Genomic DNA, 19771 nt, shown 5'->3' on the forward strand with positions numbered 1-19771 from the left:
CCCCTTCGGCCGGCCCGGACCCCGTGTCCGGGCCGGCCGAAGGAGATTCCGGGCGGTGTCGTTCACGCCGGGCTCAGGTGGCGTACCAGCCGGCGGGGGTGGGGGGCATCGCCGACGCGCCCTCACGGGTGGGGCGTACGGCGAGGATCTGGTCGACGCCCATGCGGCGCTCGGAGAAGGCGAGCGAGGCACCTGCCAGGTACAGGCGCCACACCCGGGCGGTGGTGCGCCCGACCCGGTCCTCGACCGTGCTCCAGCGTTGTTCGAGGTTGCTGCGCCAGGCGTCGATCGTGGCCGTGTAGTGCTCGCGGAGCGATTCGACGGAGCGGGCCTCGAGCCCCGCGGCCTCCAGGACGTCCACGGTGCGGCCGACCGGGCGCATGTGCATGTCGGGGGCGATGTACGTCTCGATGAAGGCGCCTCCGCCGGGCGCGTGGGCGCCGCGCGACATCTGCTGGATCAGGAGGCGGCCTTCGGGGCGGAGTGCCTGGTGCAGCTTGGCGGCGAAGGCGGGGTACTCGGCGTCGCCGACGTGTTCGCCCATCTCGACGGCGGAGGCCGCGTCGTGGCCGCCCGTGTCGATGTCCCGCCAGTGCCGCAGCTGGACGTCCACGAGGTCGGTCAGTCCCTCGCGCGCGGCACGCTCGGTGACGTGGTCGTGCTGCGCGCGGGAGAGGGTGACGGCGGTGACGCGGACCTTGTGCTCGCGTGCCGCGTGGAGGGTGAGCGAGCCCCAGCCGCAGCCGACGTCGAGGAGCCGGTCTCCCGGTCCGAGGGCGAGTTTGCGGCAGATCAGCTCGAGCTTGTCGCGCTGGGCGTCGGCCAGGGTGTACGCGGGGTCGTCGGGCCGGGTCCAGTAGGCGCAGGAGTACGCCATCGACTCGTCCAGGAGGAGGGCGTAGAAGTCGTTGGAGAGGTCGTAGTGGTGGCTGATCCCCGCACGGTCCCGGGAGACGCTGTGCAGGCCGCCGGTCAGGCGGGCCCGCCCGTCGGGGCGCCTCGGGGGCGGGCCGACGGCACCCAGGCGTACGGCGAGGGCGGTGGCCGCCGCCATGCCCGCCGGTCCGGGGCGTGCCGAGGGCCGGTCGCGGACGCTCCGGCCCGCTCGGGAGAGGGCGCCGGCCAAGTCGCCTTCCACGTCGAGGTCTCCGGTGACGTACGCCTCGGCGAGTCCGAGCTCGCCCGGCTGCCAGAGCAGGCGGCGCAGCGCCTCGGGCGCCCGGAGGATCACCAGGGGCGCGTCGTCGGGGCCCGTCTGGCTGCCGTCCCAGGCGCGGATGCGCACGGGGAGCGGGCCGGGCAGAAAGTGGCCGAGGAGCTGAGCGAGTCGGTCGGCGGCGGGCTTCATCGGGGGTCCCTTCGGTGAGGAGGAGCCGGCGGACGTCCGCGTGGCGGGAGCGGATCCGGCTTTCGGGCCGCCGGAGTGCGCGCACCGTCGTGCCGCGTACCCAGGGGCCCTGGTGCGGTGCCCGGTCAGGCGGGCAGGGCCATCAGGAGCAGCGGGTCGGTGGTGGGTCGGGGGGATCCTCCGGTGGGTTCGAGGGTGAGGCCGACGGCGCCCGCGTCCGCGGGATTGCCGGTGAGGATCACGGTGCCGTTGTGGTCGATGAGTCCGGCTGGGCGCATGGTGCCGTTGTGGTCGAGCCACAGCTGGTAGGTCTTCCCGGCGCCGGGTGCGGGCAGGTTGGCGGCGGTGAAGACGGCCATGTCCTGCTGGTCGGAGGAGACGACGGTGGTCAGCGCTCCGTTGGCGGCCTTGCCGTGGACGGTGCGCGCGTCCGGGGCGGCCAGCACGGCGCTGATCGCGTCGAGCCGCTGCTGGGCGGTGCGGGCCTGCTGGTGGAGGTCCTGCCGGTTCTGCGTCTGCCACACCGCGACTCCGCCCAGTGCGGCCGCGGCCACGCTCGCGGCCAGCGCCAGGGGAACCGCCCGTCGGCGCAGGAGACCCCCGAGGGCGGGCGCCTGGCTGGGCGCGGGGATGCGCGGAGGCAGCTGGCGCACTCCGTCGATGGCGGCCATGACCTGCGCCTTGGCCGTCGCCGGAGGCGGCTGGGAGACGGCCACGGCGAGTCGCGCCGTGGTGGCCTGGAACTCGGCCGCCTCCTGCCGACAGGCCTCGCACGACCGGAGATGGGCGTCGAAGTCCCGGCGCTCGACGTCGTCGAGTGCGCCGAGGGCGTAGGCGGCGGCGAGGGTGTGGGCGTCGGTGGTGTGGTGTTTCATGTGGTCACCCCCATGCAGTCGCGGAGCCGGATGAGCCCGTCGCGCATGCGTGTCTTGATCGTGGGAAGCGGTGTGCGCAGGGACGCGGCGACTTCTCGGTAGGTCAGTCCCTGGTAGTACGCCAGGGTCACGGCCTGGCGCTGGAGTTCGGTCAGGCCGCGGAGGCAGCGGCGTACCTGTTCGGACTCCAGACGGGTCTCGACCTGTTCGGCCACCTCGTCGAAGGCGGTGGTGTGCTCACGGGCGGCCTGCGCGTGCTCGCGGTCGCTGGCGGCCTGGGCGGAGCGGACCCGGTCCACGGCCCGACGGTGCGCGATGGTCGCGGCCCACGCGGTGACGGAGCCCGCTTCGGGACGGTAACGGGCGGCCTGACGCCACAGTTCGATCATGACCTCCTGCGCGACCTCCTCGGACTGCGCGCGGTCGCGAACGACTTTGAGCACGATGCCGAAGACCAGGGGGCTGAGGGCGTCGTACAGGGCGGAGAACGCCTCCTTGTCGCCGTGGGCGACCTGCTGCATGACGTCGGCGATGTCGGTGCGGTCGGTGTCGGCGGGACGGCCGACGCCGAAGGGGATCGGGTGGTTCACCTGCGCCGCTCCGGTCGTGGGGAGAAGGCGAAGGGGCGGCCTGGGACGGCCGTCGGGGGGCGGGGCGTCCATCGCATGCCGCTCCTTGTGTCGTCGTTCGTACGGGTCCGGACCGTCCCTGGAGACGGTCCGGCATGGGGAACCTGTTCGTCTGTCGCCTGTTCTTCGGAGCGGACGGGCCCGCGGATGGGAGGCTCATTCGGCACCACCCCGCGGCGGGCGCCGGCCCGGCTGCGCCGGCCGGTGGCCTTCCGGCCGGCGGCCTTCCGGCCGTGGGATAAGGTCCCGCCGAAAAGAGATCCGGCCGGTCCACCGCAGCCGCGTCAGGCGAGTGCGGCGGGCAACGGGCGGCGTGCGTCGAAGAGGAGCCGGATGCTGCAGGCACTGGGACTGGGAGGGAACGAAGAGGCCGTCTACACCGCGCTGCTCTCCCGCCCGACCGCCTCCTCGCAGGAGCTCGTACGCCAGACCGGGCTCGGGGAGTCCGAGGTCGACCGCGTCCTCCTCGACCTGTCGGAACGCGGGCTCGTGGTGGTGGCCGCCGAAGGCGACGACCGGCTGCCCGACCCCTCCGACGGCGGGTCCCCCCGGCCGTCCGCCCGCTACCGGCTCACCCCGCCCTCGGTGGCCCTGGCCCCGCTGCTCGTCGAGCAGCGCAACGCGCTGCATCGGGCCGAGGCCGCGTTCACGATGCTGACCGAGCAGTACCGCAGCACCGCCGCGCATCCGGCGGGCAGCGTCGTGGAGGTGGTGGTCGGCAGGGAGCAGGTCGCGCATCGGTTCCACCAACTGCAGCGCGGAGCCCAGCGGGAGCTGCTCATGTTCCTCGTCGGCGAGCCCAGCGCGGTGGCCCGCGAGGACGCCGACGTCTCGGAGAGCTCCGCTCTGGACCGGGGAGTCGACTTCCGGCTCGTGGCCACCAAGGACTATCTCGACGGTCCCGGAGTGGGGAGGGACGTGCGGGAGGGCATCTCCGCGGGTCTGGAGATCCGCCTGGCCGAGTCCCTGCCGTTGAAGATGATGGTGTCGGACCGGGAGCGTGCCATGGTGCCGCTGGACATGGCCGACTCCGGCGGCGAGCCGAGCGCCATCGTGGTGCACCGCAGCGGTCTGCTGACGGCGCTGGTCCAGCTCTTCGAGCGGGAATGGGCCCAGGCCCGGCCGCTGTTCGACACCTCCCGCGGTGTGTGTGCGGAGGCGGCGGCCGACGACCGGCCGACCGAGGGGGAGTTGGAGGTGCTCGCCCTGATGCTCGCGGGGGTCTCCGACCGGAGGGTGGCCTCACAGCTCGACGTCTCGATCCGCACCGTGGAGCGGCGCACCCGCAGCCTGATGGACCGCGCCGGAGCGGATTCCCGTCTGCAACTCGGCTGGCACGCCGCGCGTTCGGGCTGGCTCTGACCCGTCGTCGGCCGACGGGTCACGGGCGTGACCGGCCGGTGCGCGCCCCCGATTCCCGCGCGGCGAAGCGTTGTCGGATGCAAGCGCGTGTCGGGTGACCGCCATGCGGGGAACCCGCCACGTCCGGCGCCCCTCGGCGATCCGTGTCTCTGCCAGGCTGCAGCTGCATCCCGACACGTTCACGGTTTCCAGTGGGAGATTCATGCGCTCCATCACGCGTACAGCCCTGGGCGCGGCGATCGCCGCCGTCCTGACCGTCACCGCGGTCGCACCGTCCGGTTCGGCGGCCGCACCGCCCGACGGCACCTCGGGCAAGCGGCCCGTCGTCGGCAGCGGCACCGCCCCGGGGAAGGGAAAGCAGGCGACGGTGACACTCGTCACCGGTGACAGGGTCGTGGTGACCACCGACCCGTCGGGTCGCAGTTCCGCGGCCGTCCTCCCCCGCGAGGACGGCACGCTGCCGACCGTCCAGACCTACCAGTCGGGCAAGGACCTCTACGTCTACCCGGAGGGCGCCACACAGGCGATAGCCGAAGGCACGGTGGACGAGCGACTGTTCAACGTGACGGGGCTCGTCCGCCAGGGGTACGACGACGCGCACACCGACGCGCTGCCGCTCATCGCCACCTACCTGCCCGGTGCGGACGTCGCCGACAGCGCTCCGGCGGCCCCACGCGGAGCCGAACGCGGTCTCCGCCTTCCGGCGGTGGACGGCGTCGCGCTCAAGGCCGACAAGGACACCGCCGCCGCCTTCTGGCAGGACGTCACCGACCCCCGCTCGCGTTCCGCCGCCACGCTGAAGAAGCTGTGGCTGGACGGCAAGGTCGAGGCGACCCTCGACCGGTCCACCGCCCAGGTGCACGCGCCCGAGGCGTGGGCCGCCGGGTACGACGGCGAGGGCACCAAGGTCGCCGTCCTCGACACGGGCGTGGACGCCGAGCACCCGGACCTGGCGGGCCGGGTCGCCGCGTCGAAGAACTTCACCGGCTCCGCGACCACCGGAGACCTGGTCGGCCACGGCACGCACACCGCCTCCACGGTCGGCGGGTCGGGAGCGGCGAGCGGAGGACGCATGAAGGGCGTCGCTCCCGGTGCCTCCCTGCTCGTCGGCAAGGTCCTCGACGACCAGGGGTACGGTCAGGACTCCTGGGTCATCGCCGGCATGCAGTGGGCCGTCGACCAGCAGGCCGACGTCGTCTCGATGAGTCTGGGCAGCGCCGCGATCGGTGACTGCACGGACCCGGTGGCCCAGGCCGCGCAGCAGCTCGCGCGCAGCGGCGACGCGCTGTTCGTCGTCGCCGCGGGCAACGCCGGTTCGGGCACCGAGACCGTCTCCTCGCCCGGCTGCGTGCCCGAGGCGCTGACCGTAGGCGCCGTGGACCGCGACGACACCACGGCATGGTTCTCCAGCCGCGGACCGGTGGCCGTCACCCGCACGCTCAAGCCCGAACTGGCCGCGCCCGGAGTCGGCATCTCGGCGGCGAGCGCGGGCGGCCGGGGCGTCTACGCCTACCGCGCGATGTCCGGCACCTCCATGGCCACCCCGCACGTCGCGGGCGCCGCGGCCATCCTCCGCCAGGCCCACCCGGACTGGACCGCGCCGCAGCTCAAGGCCGCCCTGGTCTCCTCCGCCCGCACCGGTGGGAAGGTCGCGGGCCCCGACCAGACCGGCGCCGGAGTGCTCGACGTGCTCGGCGCGGTGGAGCAGAAGGTGCTCTCGGCGCCCGCCGTCCAGGCCGGGGCCTACAACTGGCCGCAGGACGCCTCGGACCGCACCACCGTGCAGGTGCCCTTCACCAACACCGGCCCGAGCACCCTCACCCTGAACCTGAGGGTCAGCGACGTGCACGGCAACGACGGCAGCGAGATCCGCTCCCGCATCGCCGAGCCGGCCGACAGCAGGGTGAGGGTCCCCGCGGGGGCCACCGTGCAGGTGCCGCTGCGGATCGACCCCACCGCCCGCCTGAAGGACTCCCAGTACGGCGCGGTCACCGGCCGGATCCTCGCCACCGGCAGCGGGACGCATGTCTCCGTGCCCTTCACCCTGTACGTCCAGCCCGAGACCGTCACCCTCCGGATCAAGGTCGTCGACCGCGAAGGCAAGCCCGCGACCGGCTCCTCCTCCGTGGAACTCGTCAGTCTCGACACCGACAAGGGCGAGCGGCGCTTCAACGCGGGTGCGGCCGAGCAGACGTTCAGCCTGCGGCCGGGTGACTACGCCCTGAGCAGCTTCGTCGCGTCGTACGGCGCGAGCGGCACGACCGAATCGCTCAGCTACCTGGCACGGCCCCAGTTCCGCGTCACCCGTGACACCACCCTGGTCCTCGACGCCCGCGAGGCCCACCGGCTGAGCCTGCGGACCGACCGGCCCTCGACCTCGGACAGCACCACGTTCAGCTACTCCCGCACGTGGGACGACACCTGGCAGACCGCCGGATCGGTCGTCATCCCGAACAGCGTCCGCCACCTCTACGCGGACATCGACGGACGTGCCAGGACCGGCACCTTCGAGTTCCGCTCCACCTGGCGCGCGATCGGTTCCGAGGGCGGCTCCCCGTACGTCTACAACCTGTCGTACCCGACCCGGGGACCGCTGCGCTCCGACCAGGTCTACCGGCCCCAGGACGCCAGGCTGGCCCAGGTGAGGGAGACCTGGAAGGCGCTGGGCAAGGAGGCCGACTACCTCGACGCGCTGTTCGTGCGTCCCTCCGGCGGCGACAGCGGCCTCATCACCGTCGCGGCGTTCCGGGACGTCGAGGCGCCCGGTGTCCGCACCGCCTACTACACGACCGGCGGCGACGCCTGGTACCACGGCGCGATGACCAGCTTCCCGTTCGCCGCCTTCATGGGCGACCAGGAGCGCACCTACCGGGACGGGCAGCGCGCCGCCGAGGAGTGGTACGGCGGCCCCCTGCGACCGGGTGCGCCGCGCGACGCGAACGGCAGGCCGATGCTGGCCGCCGAGCGCCAGGGCGATCTGATCGGCTTCCAGAACGCGCTCTGGATCGACGGCTCCGGCGACCACTGGACCTACGGCGGATCGTTCGGCGACCTCGGCAACCTGGTGCTGAAGCGCGACGGCGAGCGGATCGGCAGCCGTGCCTACCCGTACGGCGTGTTCGAGGTGCCGGACGAGGACGCCGCGTACGAGCTGACGCAGAAGCTGGACAAGATCCTCACCGGGGACCGGAACTGGCTCCGCTCGACCTCTGCCACCACCACCTGGAGCTTCCGCTCCCACCGGGAGCCGGACGTCCACTCGCGCGGACTGCCCATCCTCTCCCCGGCGTACGACCTGCCGGTGGACGGCCTGAACACCCTGCCCGCGCGGAGCGGCATCGAGGTCGGCCTGTCGGTCGAGGGCCACGCCGGGTACGCCCCGGGCGCGATCACCGCGGCTTCGCTATCCTACTCCTACGACGGCGGCGCGACCTGGACCGAGGCGCCGACCACGCGGCTGGGCGGCCGGTGGACGGCCGTCCTCGACCACACCGGCGCCGGCGGGAGTCAGGTCATGACGAAGGCCTCCTTCACCGACGCGAACGGCAACGCGGTCACCCAGACCATCACCCGGGCCTACGACGTCCGGTAGGCCTCTGCGCGGTCCGCAGACCTCGGGGTCCGGTGGACCTCGGGGTCCGGCCGGGCGGGCCTCCCACCACGGGAGGCCCGCCCGGCCGTCGGCCCGTCGCGCTCGGCGCCGGGCGGCGGCGCGGTGGTGCGCGCGCGGGCGATGCTCGGCGGTGCGTGAGGTGACAGCCCGGCGTCCCGACGGAAAGTCCAAGCGCCACGGCGAATCGTCCCTGTCTGCCGTGGGGCGGGTGCGAGCAGTCTGAGTGCCGCTCGGCGGCACGCCGTGCACCCCCGTCAAGGAGCCCTCCCCCTCGCGGCTCCTCCGATCAGGGAGAACCATGCGCACTCCTCGCAGCAGACTGGCCGCGGCGTTCGCCGCCGCCGCGCTGGTCGTCACCGGCGGCAGCTCGCTGGCGACACCCACGGCGTCGGCGGCGGCCGCGGCGGAAGCGGCTCCCAGCGCCGCCACCTACACCGTCACCGTCGGCGCCAAGGGTTCGTGGACCCACCCCGACGACACCCCCGCCGGCACCTACATCGACAAGGACGGCACGTTCTACTTCCAGCAGGCGCACGCGCTGTACGGCGCGAACGACCCCCGCAAGTGGACCTTCTACACCGGAACGAACTTCGACACCGCCACCCGGTCCGCCGCCCTCAGCGACGCGGTGAACCCGGCCAACTCCAACGACCGCAACAACGACACCACCTGGCGCTGCAACAACAGCCCGACGGGCGTGGAGTCCACCCAGGCGCCGTCCACCGGTTCGTACGCGCACCGCAACTACTGCGACCTCGCCGGAGTCTGGGTCGACCCGGACACCGGCGACTGGTACGGACTCGTGCACAACGAGTTCACCCCGCAGCCCTTCGGCGACGGCATCCACTACGACGGCATCGACTACGCCGTCTCCAAGGACCAGGGACGTACGTGGACCATCAAGGACCACGTCATCACCTCGCACTACAGCACCAAGCGCGGCGACACCGCCGCCTTCCCGCAACAGACCTACCACTACGGCACCGGTGACCAGCGCCTGTTCGTCGACACCGCGTCCGGCTACTTCTACGCCTTCTACGGCTCCCGGATCGTGAACAAGGGCGGCGGCTGGGCCGCGTTCTACGGGCACGTCGCCCGGGCTCCGATCGCGTCGAAGATGGCGCCCGGCTCCTGGCAGAAGTGGTACGGCGGAGCCTGGTCCGAGCCCGGCGTCGGAGGCCGCGAGAGCACCATGGTCCCGGTCGGCCCAGGCAGCACCACGGGCTACACCCCGCCGTCGAAGGAGTACGACCCGGCCAGCAGCGGCACCGTGAGCCAGCAGGTGGCCGCCGGTCTGACGCCACCGACGTCCCCGCTGTTCGTCATGGACATCACGTACAACGCCCATCTCGGCCTGTACATCGGCCAGCCCCAGGCGGTCGACCAGAGCGGCAACGCCTCCCAGGAGATCTACGCCACCGACAACCTGGCCACACAGAAGTGGTTCCGCCTCGGTGACACCGGCAGCTACAAGAACGCCTCCTGGTACCGCTGGTTCCTCGACAGCGGCAACAAGACCGGCTCCGGGATCGTCGGCAGGAACTTCCGCTCGTACTGCTCCTTCGGCTGCTCCAACGGCACCGGCAGCGAGTACGTCAACCTGACGATCGGCACCACGGAGCCCGCGGCGCCCGTCGACACGACCAAGGCGTACCGCGTCTCCAGCTCCGGCGGCCGTGTCCTCGCCCAGGTCTCCAGCGGTCCGGCCACCACCTCGCTCGCCGCCGCCACCGGTTCCGCCCTCGAATCCTGGACCTTCACCCCGAACGGGGACGGCTCGTACCGCATCGCCAACTCCGGCTCCGGCGGGCTCCTCGGCGTGAGCACCACCTCCACCGCCACGCGGGCCTGGGGCACCAAGCCCACCGTCACGGCCGCCCCGGCCGACGGCCCGACCGTCGGACAGCAGTGGTTCGTCATCCGGGGCACCTCGCCCACCGACGGCACCGCCACCGGCACGTACAAGATCGTCAACCGCTACAGCGGCCTCGTCATCGGCCTCTCCGCCGACACCGGCCGCCTCGCCGAGACCACGCCCACCCGCAGCTGGAGCAACACCACCGGCAACGCCGTCGGCGGCACCCGCACGGCAGGGGAGCAGGCCCTCACCCTGACCCCGACCGCCCAGGTCCCCGAGACGGTGACGGTCACCCACCCGGGCAACAAGGCGACCACCCTGAACAAGGCCGTCTCCCTCCAGATGGAAGCCGCCGACTCCGCGGGCAAGCCGCTGACCTTCAGCGCCACCGGCCTTCCCGCCGGCCTGGGCATCAGCGCCGCCGGACTGATCACCGGCACCCCCACCGCCGCGGGCACGTCCACGGTCACCGTCACGGCGTCCTCCGGCAGCGCCACCGGCACCACCACGTTCACCTGGGCCGTGACGGCCTCCCTCGACGGCGTCCACACCCTCACCGCCGCGGGCAAGGCGCTCGACAACCCCGACCACAGCACCACCGCCGGCACCCGGCTCATCACCTGGGCACCGACCGGCGGCCTCAACCAGAAGTGGAGCCTCACCCAGCAGACCGACGGGAGCTACGAACTCAGGAACAGCGAGTCCGGGCTCTGCGCCGACGTCGAGGGCGGCTCGACCGCCGCCGGCGCCCGCGTGATCCAGTGGACCTGCACCAAGGGCGCGAACCAGCGCTGGAACCTCGTCCGCCAGACCGCCGGCACCTACACCGTCGCCTCCGCGGCGAGCGGGCTGCTCCTGACCACCGCCTCCGCCGCCGACGGAGCGCTCGTCACCCAGCAGCCCGACACCGGCACGTCGCTCCAGAGGTGGACCGTCGGCTGACGGCGCCGCCACCGGCGCGCCGCCGGCCGACCGGACTGCCGGTCGGCCGGCGGCGCGCCCCATCGCGTCCGCCTGTTCAGCCCATTCACCCTGTTCAGTCTGTTCAGGCTGTTCACCCTTTCACTCGTTCGGAGCAGTTGAACGATCGCTCCCATCGCGTCCGCCGGACGATGACCCCATGAGCCAGAACACCGCACCCCGCCCGCCCAGCGCCGACGCGAGCACCAGAGGCGCCGCGGGCGGCACCCTGTTCGCCGGTGTCCTCATGGTGGTCATCGGAATCCTGGACATCCTCCAGGGCATCGCCGCCGTCGCCGAAGACGACGTCTACGCCCGGGTCGGCAACTACGTCTACGAGTTCAACCTGACCAGCTGGGGCTGGACCCACATCGTGCTCGGCGTCCTCGTCGGCCTCGCGGGAGCCGGAATCCTCATGGGCTCCGAATGGGGACGGATGGGCGGCATCACGCTGGCCGTCCTGAACACCGTCGCCCAGTTCCTCTTCCTGCCCTACCACCCCTGGTGGGCCCTCTTCTCGATGGCCATCTCGATCATCGTGATCTGGGCGCTTGCCACGGACTCCACCTCCTTCCGGAAGCACGGCGCGGCCTGACCGACCGGGCCTGACCGTTCCGAACCGACCGACTCGCCCGGACCGACCGACCCGTCCCGACCGGCCCGACCTGACCGACCCGGCCTGACCGACCGGGTCGGTCAGGCCGTTCACAAGGGCAGCTCTGCCCAGTCGACGGCGGCGGACCGTGAGGCGAGCACGAGGCCCTGGCCACGGAAGGGGAGTGCGGCCCCGCCCACGAGGCCCACGAGATGGCCCCGGGCCGTGACGCGTTCCAGGACCCCGCGGATCAGGGTCTCCGCGGCCGCGTCGACGGCGGTGACGTGCACGAGGTCGACGACCGCGCGTCGGCGGCCCACCTCGGGCAGGCGCTCCGCCAGGGCGTAGGCCAACCGTTCGGCGGCGGTGAAGTCCAGCTCCCCCTGTGCCGCGACCCAGGCGGGCTGGTCACCAGGTGCCGTCTCGTTCCCCGCCCGGGACCACGCGGTCTCGCCGGCTCCGTCGCCCGGACCGGATTCGACGACCGTCGGGGTGCCCGGGGGAGGGTTGTGCATGAGGTGGAGCCCGAGCTCCCGGGAGAGCACGCTCAGCGCCGCGACCGCGCGGACGGGGTTCCCGGCGGCGTCGAGGAGGGGGCTGTAGCAGCCCATGCCGGACCGCCCCGGACTGACGGCCACCAGGCCCCCGGAGACGCCGCTCTTCGCCGGCAGTCCCACCCGGAGCAGCCAGTCGCCCGAGCCGTCGTACATCCCGCACGTCGCCATGACGGCCAGGACCTGCACGGTCACCGGCTCCGGAACGACCCTCGCGCCGGTGACGGGGTTGACCCCGCCGTTCGCGAGCGTCGCCGCCATCACCGCCAGGTCGACGGCGTGGACCCGGATCGCGCACTGCCGGAAGTAGACGTCGAGCGCTTCCGACGGGTCACCCGTGAGGGACCCCGCCGCGCGCATCAGGTGCGCGAGGGCGATGTTCCGGTCGCCCGTGACGGCCTCGGCGCGGTGGACCTCCTCGTCGACGTCCAGGGCCCGGCCGGCGAAGCCGCTCAGCGTCTCCAGGATGCGCGCGAACCGCTGCTCCGCGGTCGCGGCCGGAACCAGGGCGGTGGTCGCGATGGCCCCCGCGTTGATCATCGGGTTGGCCGGCCTGCCCGTCTCCGGATCGAGGCTGATCGCGTTGAACGGCTCACCGCTCGGCTCGGCCCCGACCCGGCGGAACACCTCGGCGGCGCCGAGTTCGCTCAGCGCGAGGGCGAGGACGAACGGCTTCGACACCGACTGGATCGTGAAGAGCCTGTCCGCCTCGCCCGCCCGGTACCGGTGCCCGGACGCGCTGGCCAGCGCGATGCCGAAGGCGGAGGGATCCGCCCGCGTCAGCGGCGGAATGTACGTGGCGAGCTGCCCGCCGTCCAGTTCCCGGAACTCACGGCACAGATTCGCCAGCACGGCGTTCACCGCGTCGGCCACGACACCCTTCACCATGCGGCCATCCTCGTCCAGAACTCGCCGACGCCCCACCGGAGGACGGCTCGCGCCTCACCCCTTGACGGTGAAGAGCAGATAGGTGGTGGTCCCGGCGAGCGCGAAGAAGACGAAGGCGCAGACGGACAGCGTGATGGCCTTGTTCCGCCGTTCGCGCGCCTTCCGCGCGCGCTGCTCCTCCTCCCGGATCGCACGGCGGGCGGCTGCGGCAGCGGTCGAGGAGGGGCGGGAGGGCATGAGGGGCTCCTTATGTGGTCCTGTTCGGTGGGCCGCGCGGAACGAGCAGTCCGCCACGGGGAGTTCGTCGTCGGAGGTCACCGGGCGAGCCGGGAGTCGATGAGGGCCTTGAAGCCCTCGTAACTGCCGGGAGTCTGGATCCTCACCCCGTCGACGAAGAAGGTCGGCGTGCCCTGGACGCCGAGGGCGAGTCCGTCCCGCTGGTCGGCCTCGACGCGTTCCAGCGTCGCCGGTGCCTTCACCGCCGCGTCGTACCGCGCCAGGTCGAGACCCAGGTCCGCGGCGTACGTACGGAAGAGGGCGGCCTTGGACTCCTTGGCCTCGCCCCACTCCTTCTGCGTGGCGAACAGCTTGCCGTACATGGCCTCGAACCCGCCCTGCCGGGCCGCCGCCTCGACCGCGAGGGCGGCGGTCGTGCTGTTGCGGTGGCCGGGCATGGGGAAGTAGCGGGCGACGAACGTCACGCGGTCCCCGTACTCGGCGCGCAGCCTCTCGACGGTGGGGTGGACCGCACCGCAGCCCTCGCATTCGAAGTCGAGGAACTCGACCACGGTCAGCTCGCTGCGCTGTGGCGTGGTCAGCCGGTGGCTGTCGTCCCGTACGGGACGGGCGTCGGCTGCCGGCTCCGTGGGCACGGACGAGGAGTCCCGCGGTGCGAAGAGCAGGAACGAGCCGAAGGCGACGCAGAGCGCTGCCACGACGACCGCGGCGGCCAGGAGGTTCTTCTTGAGCGTGGTCATGATTCCTCACGGGTGGGATGGTCGGATGCCGCACCGCCTGGCTGCCCGGGGATCCCGGCGGGCCGCGGGGCGCGGTCGCGTGCGTGGAGGCTCGCGAGGTAGGCGTTGTAGGCGGCCAGGGGGTCGTTCGCGTCGCCGCGGTCGATCTGCCGGTCGACTCGGCGGGCTTCCCTGGCGTCGGAGCGGACCCACTGGACGGCCAGGATGACGGTGGTGACCAGGACGGGGATGTCGCCGGTCGCCCACGCGATGGCTCCGCCGTTGTACTGGTCGTCCAGGAGCGACGGTCCCCAGCCGCGCGCCAGGTCGGTCCACCATCCTTCGCCGATGACGTCGACGGAACTCATCACGGAGATGCTGAACCAGGAGTGGAACGGCATCGTCAGGATGAGGACGAACAGCCGGCCGAGGTGGGGCGGTCGGCGCGGTCCCGGGTCGATGCCGATGACGACCCAGAAGAAGAGGAGGCCCACGGCCAGGAAGTGGACCAGCATCACCATGTGCCCGAGGTGGCTGCGCATCAGCGTCTCGAACAGCGAGGTGTAGTAGACGGCGAACGCGCTGCCGATGAACAGCGCGCTCGCCACGACCGGATGCGAGACGAGCCGTACCCAGGGGCTGTGCAGCAGCCGGAGGAGGATCTCGCGGGGGCCGCCCGGACCGTCCTTGGCCGCGGACGGCAAGGCGCGGAGCGCGAGGGTCGCCGGAGCGCCCAGGACGAGCAGGATGGGCACGGTCATGGCGAGGACCATGTGCTGGCCCATGTGCACGCTCATCATGGCCTTGCCGTAGACGGCGAGGCCGCTCATCGTGGCCAGGACCGTCACCGCGAGCCCGGCCAGCCAGGAGATCGTCCGGCCCACGGGCCACGCGTCCCCCCGGGCACGCAGCCTGCGCACTCCGGCGAGGTAGAGGAGCGCGGCCGCGGCGCTGCCGAAGGCGAAGAGCGGGTCGAAGTGCCACTGCGTGAAGAGGGGCGTCCAGGGGAAGTCCCCGAGCGGCGGCGGCATGGGGAAGCCCAGCAGCTCCTCCGCTCGTGTCGGTTCGGCCCCACCGCCTCCCGGAGCGGGCGTACGGGACAGGGCGACGGCCAGTCCCGTCGCGGCCGCCATGATCAGCACCTCGCCGGTCGCGATCCGGAGAAACGGGCGTCGCGTCCCGAGGTCGAGACTCCGGAGGGTACGGCGACGGTGCCGGAGGCCGAGACCCCCGAGCGCGGCGAGCGCCAGGACCTTCAGGACGAGCATGCGTCCGTAGGCGCTGCCGAACAGCAGGCCCGCTGACGGGAGACGGACGACGGCGCTCACCAGGCCGCTCGCCGCGACGGCGAGGAACGCTGCTCCGGCCAGGACGCTGAACCGCCGGGCCGCGACGCCCAGCCCGTTCTCCCGTCGGAGGGCGGCGATCACGAGGAAGGTCAGTCCGCCGACCCACACGGCCACGCCGGTCACGTGCAGGGCGAGGCTCGTGACCGCGGCGTCGTGGTTCGCCGAGGCGGCGGAATGGCCGGTGAAGGCCGGCGGCAGGACGCCGGCGAGCGCGAGGGCGAGTGCCGCCCTGGCCCAGCGGACGGTGGTGATGCCGAGGCCGAGGGTCGCGACGACGAGTCCGGCACCGGTCACGGCCGCGTAGGCGCGACCTCGCGCGTCGGTGACGACGAAGTCCGCCACGACGGCCGGGTCCAGGACCGCGCCGACCGGCTGGGCGAACAGGTCCGAGAGCGTGAGCACCAGCAGAGCGGCCGCCGCGAGGGCCCAGACGGCCGCGGCGACCACGGCCACGGCGACGTAGCGCAGCTGCGCCGCACCGAGCCGGCGGCCGCCGGGCAGCAGAACGGAGGCGAGGAGCAGGGCGCCGACGGTCGCCGCGGCGGCCATGTCGCCGACCACGCGGGCGATCGGGAGTCCCAGGCCGTCAGCGTGCCCGCGTCCTCGATGCCCGGTACCGACTGCCCGCCCCCGCCCCCGCCCCCGCCCCCGCCACCTGCGCCCAGGCCCACCGCCGTCACCAGGACGGCGAGGACGACGGCGCCGAGCAGGAGGGCGGCCGGGCGAACTGCCCTGCGGCGGCGACCGGTCATGGCGCGTTCACCCGTCGTGCCGCGGTCACCGGTCATGGCGCGACCTCCGCCGCCGTACGACCACGGCACCGGCGGTGGCGACGACGGCCGCGCCCAGGACCGACAGGGCGGCCACCGCGGGGAACTCCGAAGGCGAGGACTCCCGGGGCGAGGAAGGGGGCCGGGTCGATGGAGGGGCTGGGGCCGGCGACGGGGCCCGGGGCGACGACGTCGGTGTCGGGCCCGACCCCTCGACCGTGAACGCGAAGGAGCCGGCGACGGGGTGGCCGTCCGCGGACACCACGCGGTACCCGACCGTATAGGTGCCGGCGGCGAGCCCCGGCTCCACGGGCAGGGTGGCGGTCCGGCCCGAGACGTCGAGGCCGGCGACGTCGGCGGCCGAACCGTCCGACGCGGTGAGCGCGACTCTGGCGTAGCGCTCGGTCATCTCGTCGCTGAACGTCAGCCGGATCGCCGTCGGCGGACGGTCGAGGGACGCGCCCCGGGCCGGGCTGGTGGAGACGAGGTCGGTGTGTGCGGCAGCGGGGGGAGCCGCGGCCCAGGTGACGGTGAGTGCGAGCGGCAGGATCAGGGTGCGTGCCGTCGTACGGACGGCACGCCTCCCCAGCGTTGGGGGATGCATGGGATGCGGAGCTCTCTGCGGGCCCGCCCGGGAGGGCGGGTCGGGAACGCCGAGCCCGCGGCGGCCCCGGGCTACGCCGCGAGGGCGTACGGAGGCAGCCGGAGGGACACGGCCCGGTCGGGGAGAGGGGCGCGGACGGTCAGGTCGCGCCGGGCACGGGGCGGCGCGCGCCCGGCCTGCGAGCGGGCGACGAAGCGCGAGAGCGGCAGCGCGTCGTCCTGGGCGGTGCGGCGGGCGGGCCGGGGGCCCGAGCCGGGGACCTCGCAGGACTGCGGGACGAGACGAAGCAGCGCGACCAGGGCGGTGAGCACCGGCGGCGTCGGCCACCGGAACCGTTCGAAGACGCGGAGGAGCCGGGCCGCCAGAACGAGCGTGATCGCGTGCCCGGCGGCGAAGGCCTCCGGGGGCACCCCGGCGGCGGAGCCGTGGCCGAGGGAAGTCGCGAACCCGTCGGGAACACCTACGACGGCGCAGACACCCGGCACGGCGTAAGCGGCCTGATGGACCACCTGCGCGGCGACGAGCGCCGTCAGGAGCTGGGCGTCGGAGAGCCGGCGGCGCGACAGGACGACCGCAGCGAGGCCCGCACCGCACAGCAGTACGGAGAGGACCATCCACCGGGGGAGATGGCCCCGGACCAGCAGGTGACCCGCCAGCGGGAGGAGCACGCAGACGGCGGCGGCGATCGCCGCCCACAGTCCGCGCATCGCCTGAGAAAGGGGCGATGCGCAGCCGGTTCCGCGCGCTCGTGCCATGTCGTCCGTGCTTCCGGATTCGGTCGGAGGTGCCAGGCGCGCCGGGGGCGCCTGGTCGGTCCGAGCAGGGTATCCCGCCGCTCCGAGCGGTCTTCCCCGGCCTCGCCGCCCGCGGACCCGCGACACGGTGATCATTGATTCTAACTTTCTAAGGAGATTAGTATTCGCGAGCCTTCGCACCATCAGCCGCCCGCCGGGGCGGCGGCGGGGGCGCCGAAGAAGGAGCTCCCCGCAGTGGCTTCCCATCGCCGCCCGAAGCAACCGACCCACCGCTACACCGGCATCCTCACCGTCACCGCCGCGGCAGCCGTCGCCGTCTCCACGCAACCGGCTTCGGCGGATCCGCTGCCCGATCCGAACAAGAAGGGCGTCCAGGCCCAGATCGACCGCCTGTACGAGCAGGCGACGCAGGCGACGGAGACGTACAACGGGGCGAAGGAGAAGGCCGACGCGCTCCAGCGACAGGTGGGGGTGTTCCAGGACGAGGCCGCACGCAAGCAGGGCGAGCTCAACGAACTCCGCGACCGCCTCGGCACCGTCGCGACCGGCCAGTACCGGTCCGGCGGACTGGACCCGTCACTCCAGCTGCTCCTGTCCCAGGACCCGGACGGCTACCTGGAGAAGGCCTCCGCCCTCGACCGGATCGGCGAACGGCAGTCCGCACTCCTCAAGGACTTCCTGTCGCAGCAGCGCGCCCTCCAGCAGCACCGGCAGGAGGCCGGCCGGAAGCTCAAGGACCTCGACTCCACCCAGCGGGACCTGCGCGGCAGGAAGACGGAGATCCAGGGCAAGCTCCGGGAGGCCCAACAGCTCCTCAACACGCTGTCCGCGAAGGAGCGGTCCCGGATCGCGGCCGAACAGGACCGGGCCAACCGGGCGGGCGCCCGCGCCGAACTCGGCGACCAGGCGAGTGCCTCCCAGCGTGCCGCGGCCGCCTTCCGCGCCGCCCAGGGCCGGGTCGGCAAGCCGTACGTGTGGGGCGCCGCGGGACCCGACTCCTTCGACTGCTCCGGACTCACGTCGTGGGCGTTCCGCCAGGCCGGCATCTCCCTGCCCCGTACGTCGCAGGCACAGGCGGGCGTCGGTGCGCGCCTCGACTCGCTCGGCGACCTCAGGCCCGGCGACCTCATCATCATGCGCACGGACCTCAGCCATGTCGGCTTCTACGCGGGCAACGGACAGATCCTCCACTCGCCCAAGCCCGGTGCGCAGGTCCGGTACGAGTCCATAGCCCGCAGCGGCATGCCGTTCATGTGGGGCGTTCGCCTCAGCTGACCCCGCCTAGGATGAAACGACTGGTGGAACGGCGAGAGGCAACGGATCGATGCGACGGTTGGGCGACCTGGAGACGGAGATCATGCACCGTCTCTGGCAGTGGAACCGCCCGACGACGGTGCGCGAGGTCGTCGACGACATCAACCTGCGACGGCCCGTCGCCTACACGACGGTGACCACCGTCATCAGCATCCTCTTCCACAAGGGCTACGTCGTGCGCACCCGGGAGGGCAGGGTCTGGGTCTACTCGCCCGCCGCCAGCCGCGAGGCGTACGCCGCCGCCCTGATGGAGGACGGTCTCGAAGCGAGCGACGACCGGCCCGCCGCCCTCGTCAAGTTCGTGGAGAACATGTCCGACGACGAGGTGGCGGCCCTCCGCGAGGCGCTGCGCACCGTACGGCAGAGGCCCGAGCGGTGAATCCCCTCCTCGCCCTGCTCACCTACGCCGTCGCCGTGGGCGTCGTCGCGCCCCGCGTGCTGCTCCAGGCGTCCTGGACGCACCGCGCGCCCGCCCTCGCGATGTCGGTCTGGCTCACCCTGTCGGCCTCCTTCCCCCTCACGATCGTTCTGGCGTCGTCACAGCTGGGGGCGCCGACGGAGCATCTGCACGCCGGAGTCATCGGCCTCCTGCACGCCTGCGGGTTCGGATCGGGCGCGGTGGCTCCCCACCCCACGACGGCCGACCGCCTGGCCGTGGCGATTCCGGTCGGGCTCGCCGTCGCCCTGGCCGGCGCGTTCCTCTTCCACCTCGCGCGGGCGTACCTCGTCCGCGCCCGGCACCGAGACCGGCTCGACAAGGTCGGGGTGCGGAGCGAGCGGCTGCGCGCGACCGTCGTGCCGCACGCCACGCCCAACGCGTACTGCCTCCCCGGGCTCCGCTCGCGCGTCGTCGTGAGCGACGGCGCGGTGCGGCTCCTCACCGCCGAGCAGCTCGGCGCGGTGCTGGAGCACGAGAGGGCGCACGTCGCAGGCCGCCACCATCTGGTCATCGCCGCCACGGACGCCTTCCACGCCACCTTCTCCTGGCTGCCGTTGGCGCGCCACGCGCGCGAACAGGCGGCCCTGCTCCTGGAGATGATCGCGGACGACCGGGCGCTCCGACGGCACTCGAACGAGGTGCTCGCCACGGCGATGTACGAGATCGCGGCCGGACGCACGCCGAAGGGCACGTTCGGCGTCGGCGGCACGCCGGCCCTCATCCGGCTGCGGCGCATCCTCGGCCCCGAGCGGAGCACGCACCCGGCCGTCCGGGGCTGCATCGCGTCGACGATCGTCACCGTGCCCACCTTCCCGCTGCTCCTGGCCTGTCCGCTGGCCATGTGAGCCGTACCGCGCGGCACGGGGCGAGGGACGGCTACCGCGTTCTCGGCGGGCCCCGCG

The 19771-nt window shown here is 73.0% G+C and carries 16 protein-coding genes; 7 read left to right on the forward strand and 9 right to left on the reverse strand.

Annotation, left to right across the window (positions count from 1 at the left end; all coding sequences use genetic code 11):
• Positions 1 to 73: 73 nt before the first annotated feature.
• The 3 genes from AMK27_RS04170 to sigK form a co-directional block, all read right to left on the reverse strand.
• Positions 74 to 1348, reverse strand: coding sequence for an SAM-dependent methyltransferase (locus AMK27_RS04170; RefSeq protein WP_073902631.1), 1275 nt, complete (start codon positions 1346 to 1348; stop codon positions 74 to 76).
• A gap of 125 nt (positions 1349 to 1473) precedes the next feature.
• Positions 1474 to 2223, reverse strand: coding sequence for an anti-sigma factor (locus tag AMK27_RS04175; protein WP_073902632.1), 750 nt, complete (start codon positions 2221 to 2223; stop codon positions 1474 to 1476).
• Positions 2220 to 2885, reverse strand: coding sequence for an ECF RNA polymerase sigma factor SigK (gene sigK / locus AMK27_RS04180; RefSeq protein WP_274535732.1), 666 nt, complete (start codon positions 2883 to 2885; stop codon positions 2220 to 2222). Before sigK ends, AMK27_RS04175 begins: the two co-directional genes overlap by 4 nt.
• A gap of 300 nt (positions 2886 to 3185) precedes the next feature.
• Between sigK and AMK27_RS04185 the strand changes: the two genes are divergently transcribed.
• From AMK27_RS04185 to AMK27_RS04200, 4 genes are all read left to right on the forward strand, one after another.
• Complete coding sequence (locus tag AMK27_RS04185; RefSeq protein ID WP_073902633.1) at positions 3186 to 4214, forward strand: helix-turn-helix transcriptional regulator; 1029 nt, start codon at positions 3186 to 3188, stop codon at positions 4212 to 4214.
• Positions 4215 to 4416: 202 nt separating this feature from the next.
• Positions 4417 to 7806 (forward strand): S8 family peptidase, encoded by a 3390-nt coding sequence (locus AMK27_RS04190; protein ID WP_073902634.1) that lies wholly within the window; start codon positions 4417 to 4419, stop codon positions 7804 to 7806.
• A 319-nt stretch (positions 7807 to 8125) separates the two neighbouring features.
• Entirely contained in the window at positions 8126 to 10627 is a 2502-nt protein-coding gene (locus AMK27_RS04195) for an RICIN domain-containing protein (protein ID WP_073902635.1), read from the forward strand.
• Between the two features lie 178 nt (positions 10628 to 10805).
• Positions 10806 to 11240, forward strand: a complete 435-nt coding sequence (locus AMK27_RS04200; protein WP_073902636.1) for a DUF7144 family membrane protein — start codon at positions 10806 to 10808, stop codon at positions 11238 to 11240.
• Between the two features lie 110 nt (positions 11241 to 11350).
• On the opposite strand, the gene glsA is transcribed toward AMK27_RS04200, so the two are convergent.
• The 6 genes from glsA to AMK27_RS04230 form a co-directional block, all read right to left on the reverse strand.
• The gene (glsA, locus tag AMK27_RS04205; RefSeq protein WP_073902637.1) at positions 11351 to 12682 is read right to left on the reverse strand and encodes a glutaminase A; all 1332 of its coding nucleotides are present in this window, start codon (positions 12680 to 12682) and stop codon (positions 11351 to 11353) included.
• Between the two features lie 54 nt (positions 12683 to 12736).
• Positions 12737 to 12919 carry a hypothetical protein gene (locus AMK27_RS04210; RefSeq protein WP_073902638.1) on the reverse strand — a complete coding sequence of 61 codons (183 nt, stop codon included), beginning with the start codon at positions 12917 to 12919 and terminating at the stop codon, positions 12737 to 12739.
• A 77-nt stretch (positions 12920 to 12996) separates the two neighbouring features.
• Positions 12997 to 13659, reverse strand: coding sequence for a DsbA family protein (locus tag AMK27_RS04215; protein ID WP_073902639.1), 663 nt, complete (start codon positions 13657 to 13659; stop codon positions 12997 to 12999).
• Entirely contained in the window at positions 13656 to 15548 is a 1893-nt protein-coding gene (locus tag AMK27_RS04220; RefSeq protein ID WP_073902640.1) for a cytochrome c oxidase assembly protein, read from the reverse strand. Before AMK27_RS04220 ends, AMK27_RS04215 begins: the two co-directional genes overlap by 4 nt.
• A 216-nt stretch (positions 15549 to 15764) precedes the next feature.
• Positions 15765 to 16361 carry a copper resistance CopC family protein gene (locus tag AMK27_RS04225; RefSeq protein ID WP_073902641.1) on the reverse strand — a complete coding sequence of 199 codons (597 nt, stop codon included), beginning with the start codon at positions 16359 to 16361 and terminating at the stop codon, positions 15765 to 15767.
• Positions 16362 to 16432: 71 nt separating this feature from the next.
• A complete protein-coding gene (locus AMK27_RS04230; RefSeq protein WP_079188184.1) occupies positions 16433 to 17068 on the reverse strand; it encodes a hypothetical protein in 636 nt (211 codons plus the stop codon).
• A gap of 282 nt (positions 17069 to 17350) precedes the next feature.
• Between AMK27_RS04230 and AMK27_RS04235 the strand changes: the two genes are divergently transcribed.
• From AMK27_RS04235 to AMK27_RS04245, 3 genes are read left to right on the forward strand one after another with little or no spacing between them, the layout of a single operon-like run.
• Positions 17351 to 18391 carry a C40 family peptidase gene (locus AMK27_RS04235; RefSeq protein ID WP_073902643.1) on the forward strand — a complete coding sequence of 347 codons (1041 nt, stop codon included), beginning with the start codon at positions 17351 to 17353 and terminating at the stop codon, positions 18389 to 18391.
• Between the two features lie 49 nt (positions 18392 to 18440).
• Positions 18441 to 18809, forward strand: coding sequence for a BlaI/MecI/CopY family transcriptional regulator (locus AMK27_RS04240; protein WP_073902644.1), 369 nt, complete (start codon positions 18441 to 18443; stop codon positions 18807 to 18809).
• Positions 18806 to 19714 carry a M56 family metallopeptidase gene (locus AMK27_RS04245; protein ID WP_073902645.1) on the forward strand — a complete coding sequence of 303 codons (909 nt, stop codon included), beginning with the start codon at positions 18806 to 18808 and terminating at the stop codon, positions 19712 to 19714. Before AMK27_RS04240 ends, AMK27_RS04245 begins: the two co-directional genes overlap by 4 nt.
• Positions 19715 to 19771 lie beyond the last annotated feature (57 nt).

It is taken from the genome of Streptomyces sp. CB02009 (assembly GCF_001905825.1).
In the GTDB taxonomy this organism is placed as follows: domain Bacteria; phylum Actinomycetota; class Actinomycetes; order Streptomycetales; family Streptomycetaceae; genus Streptomyces.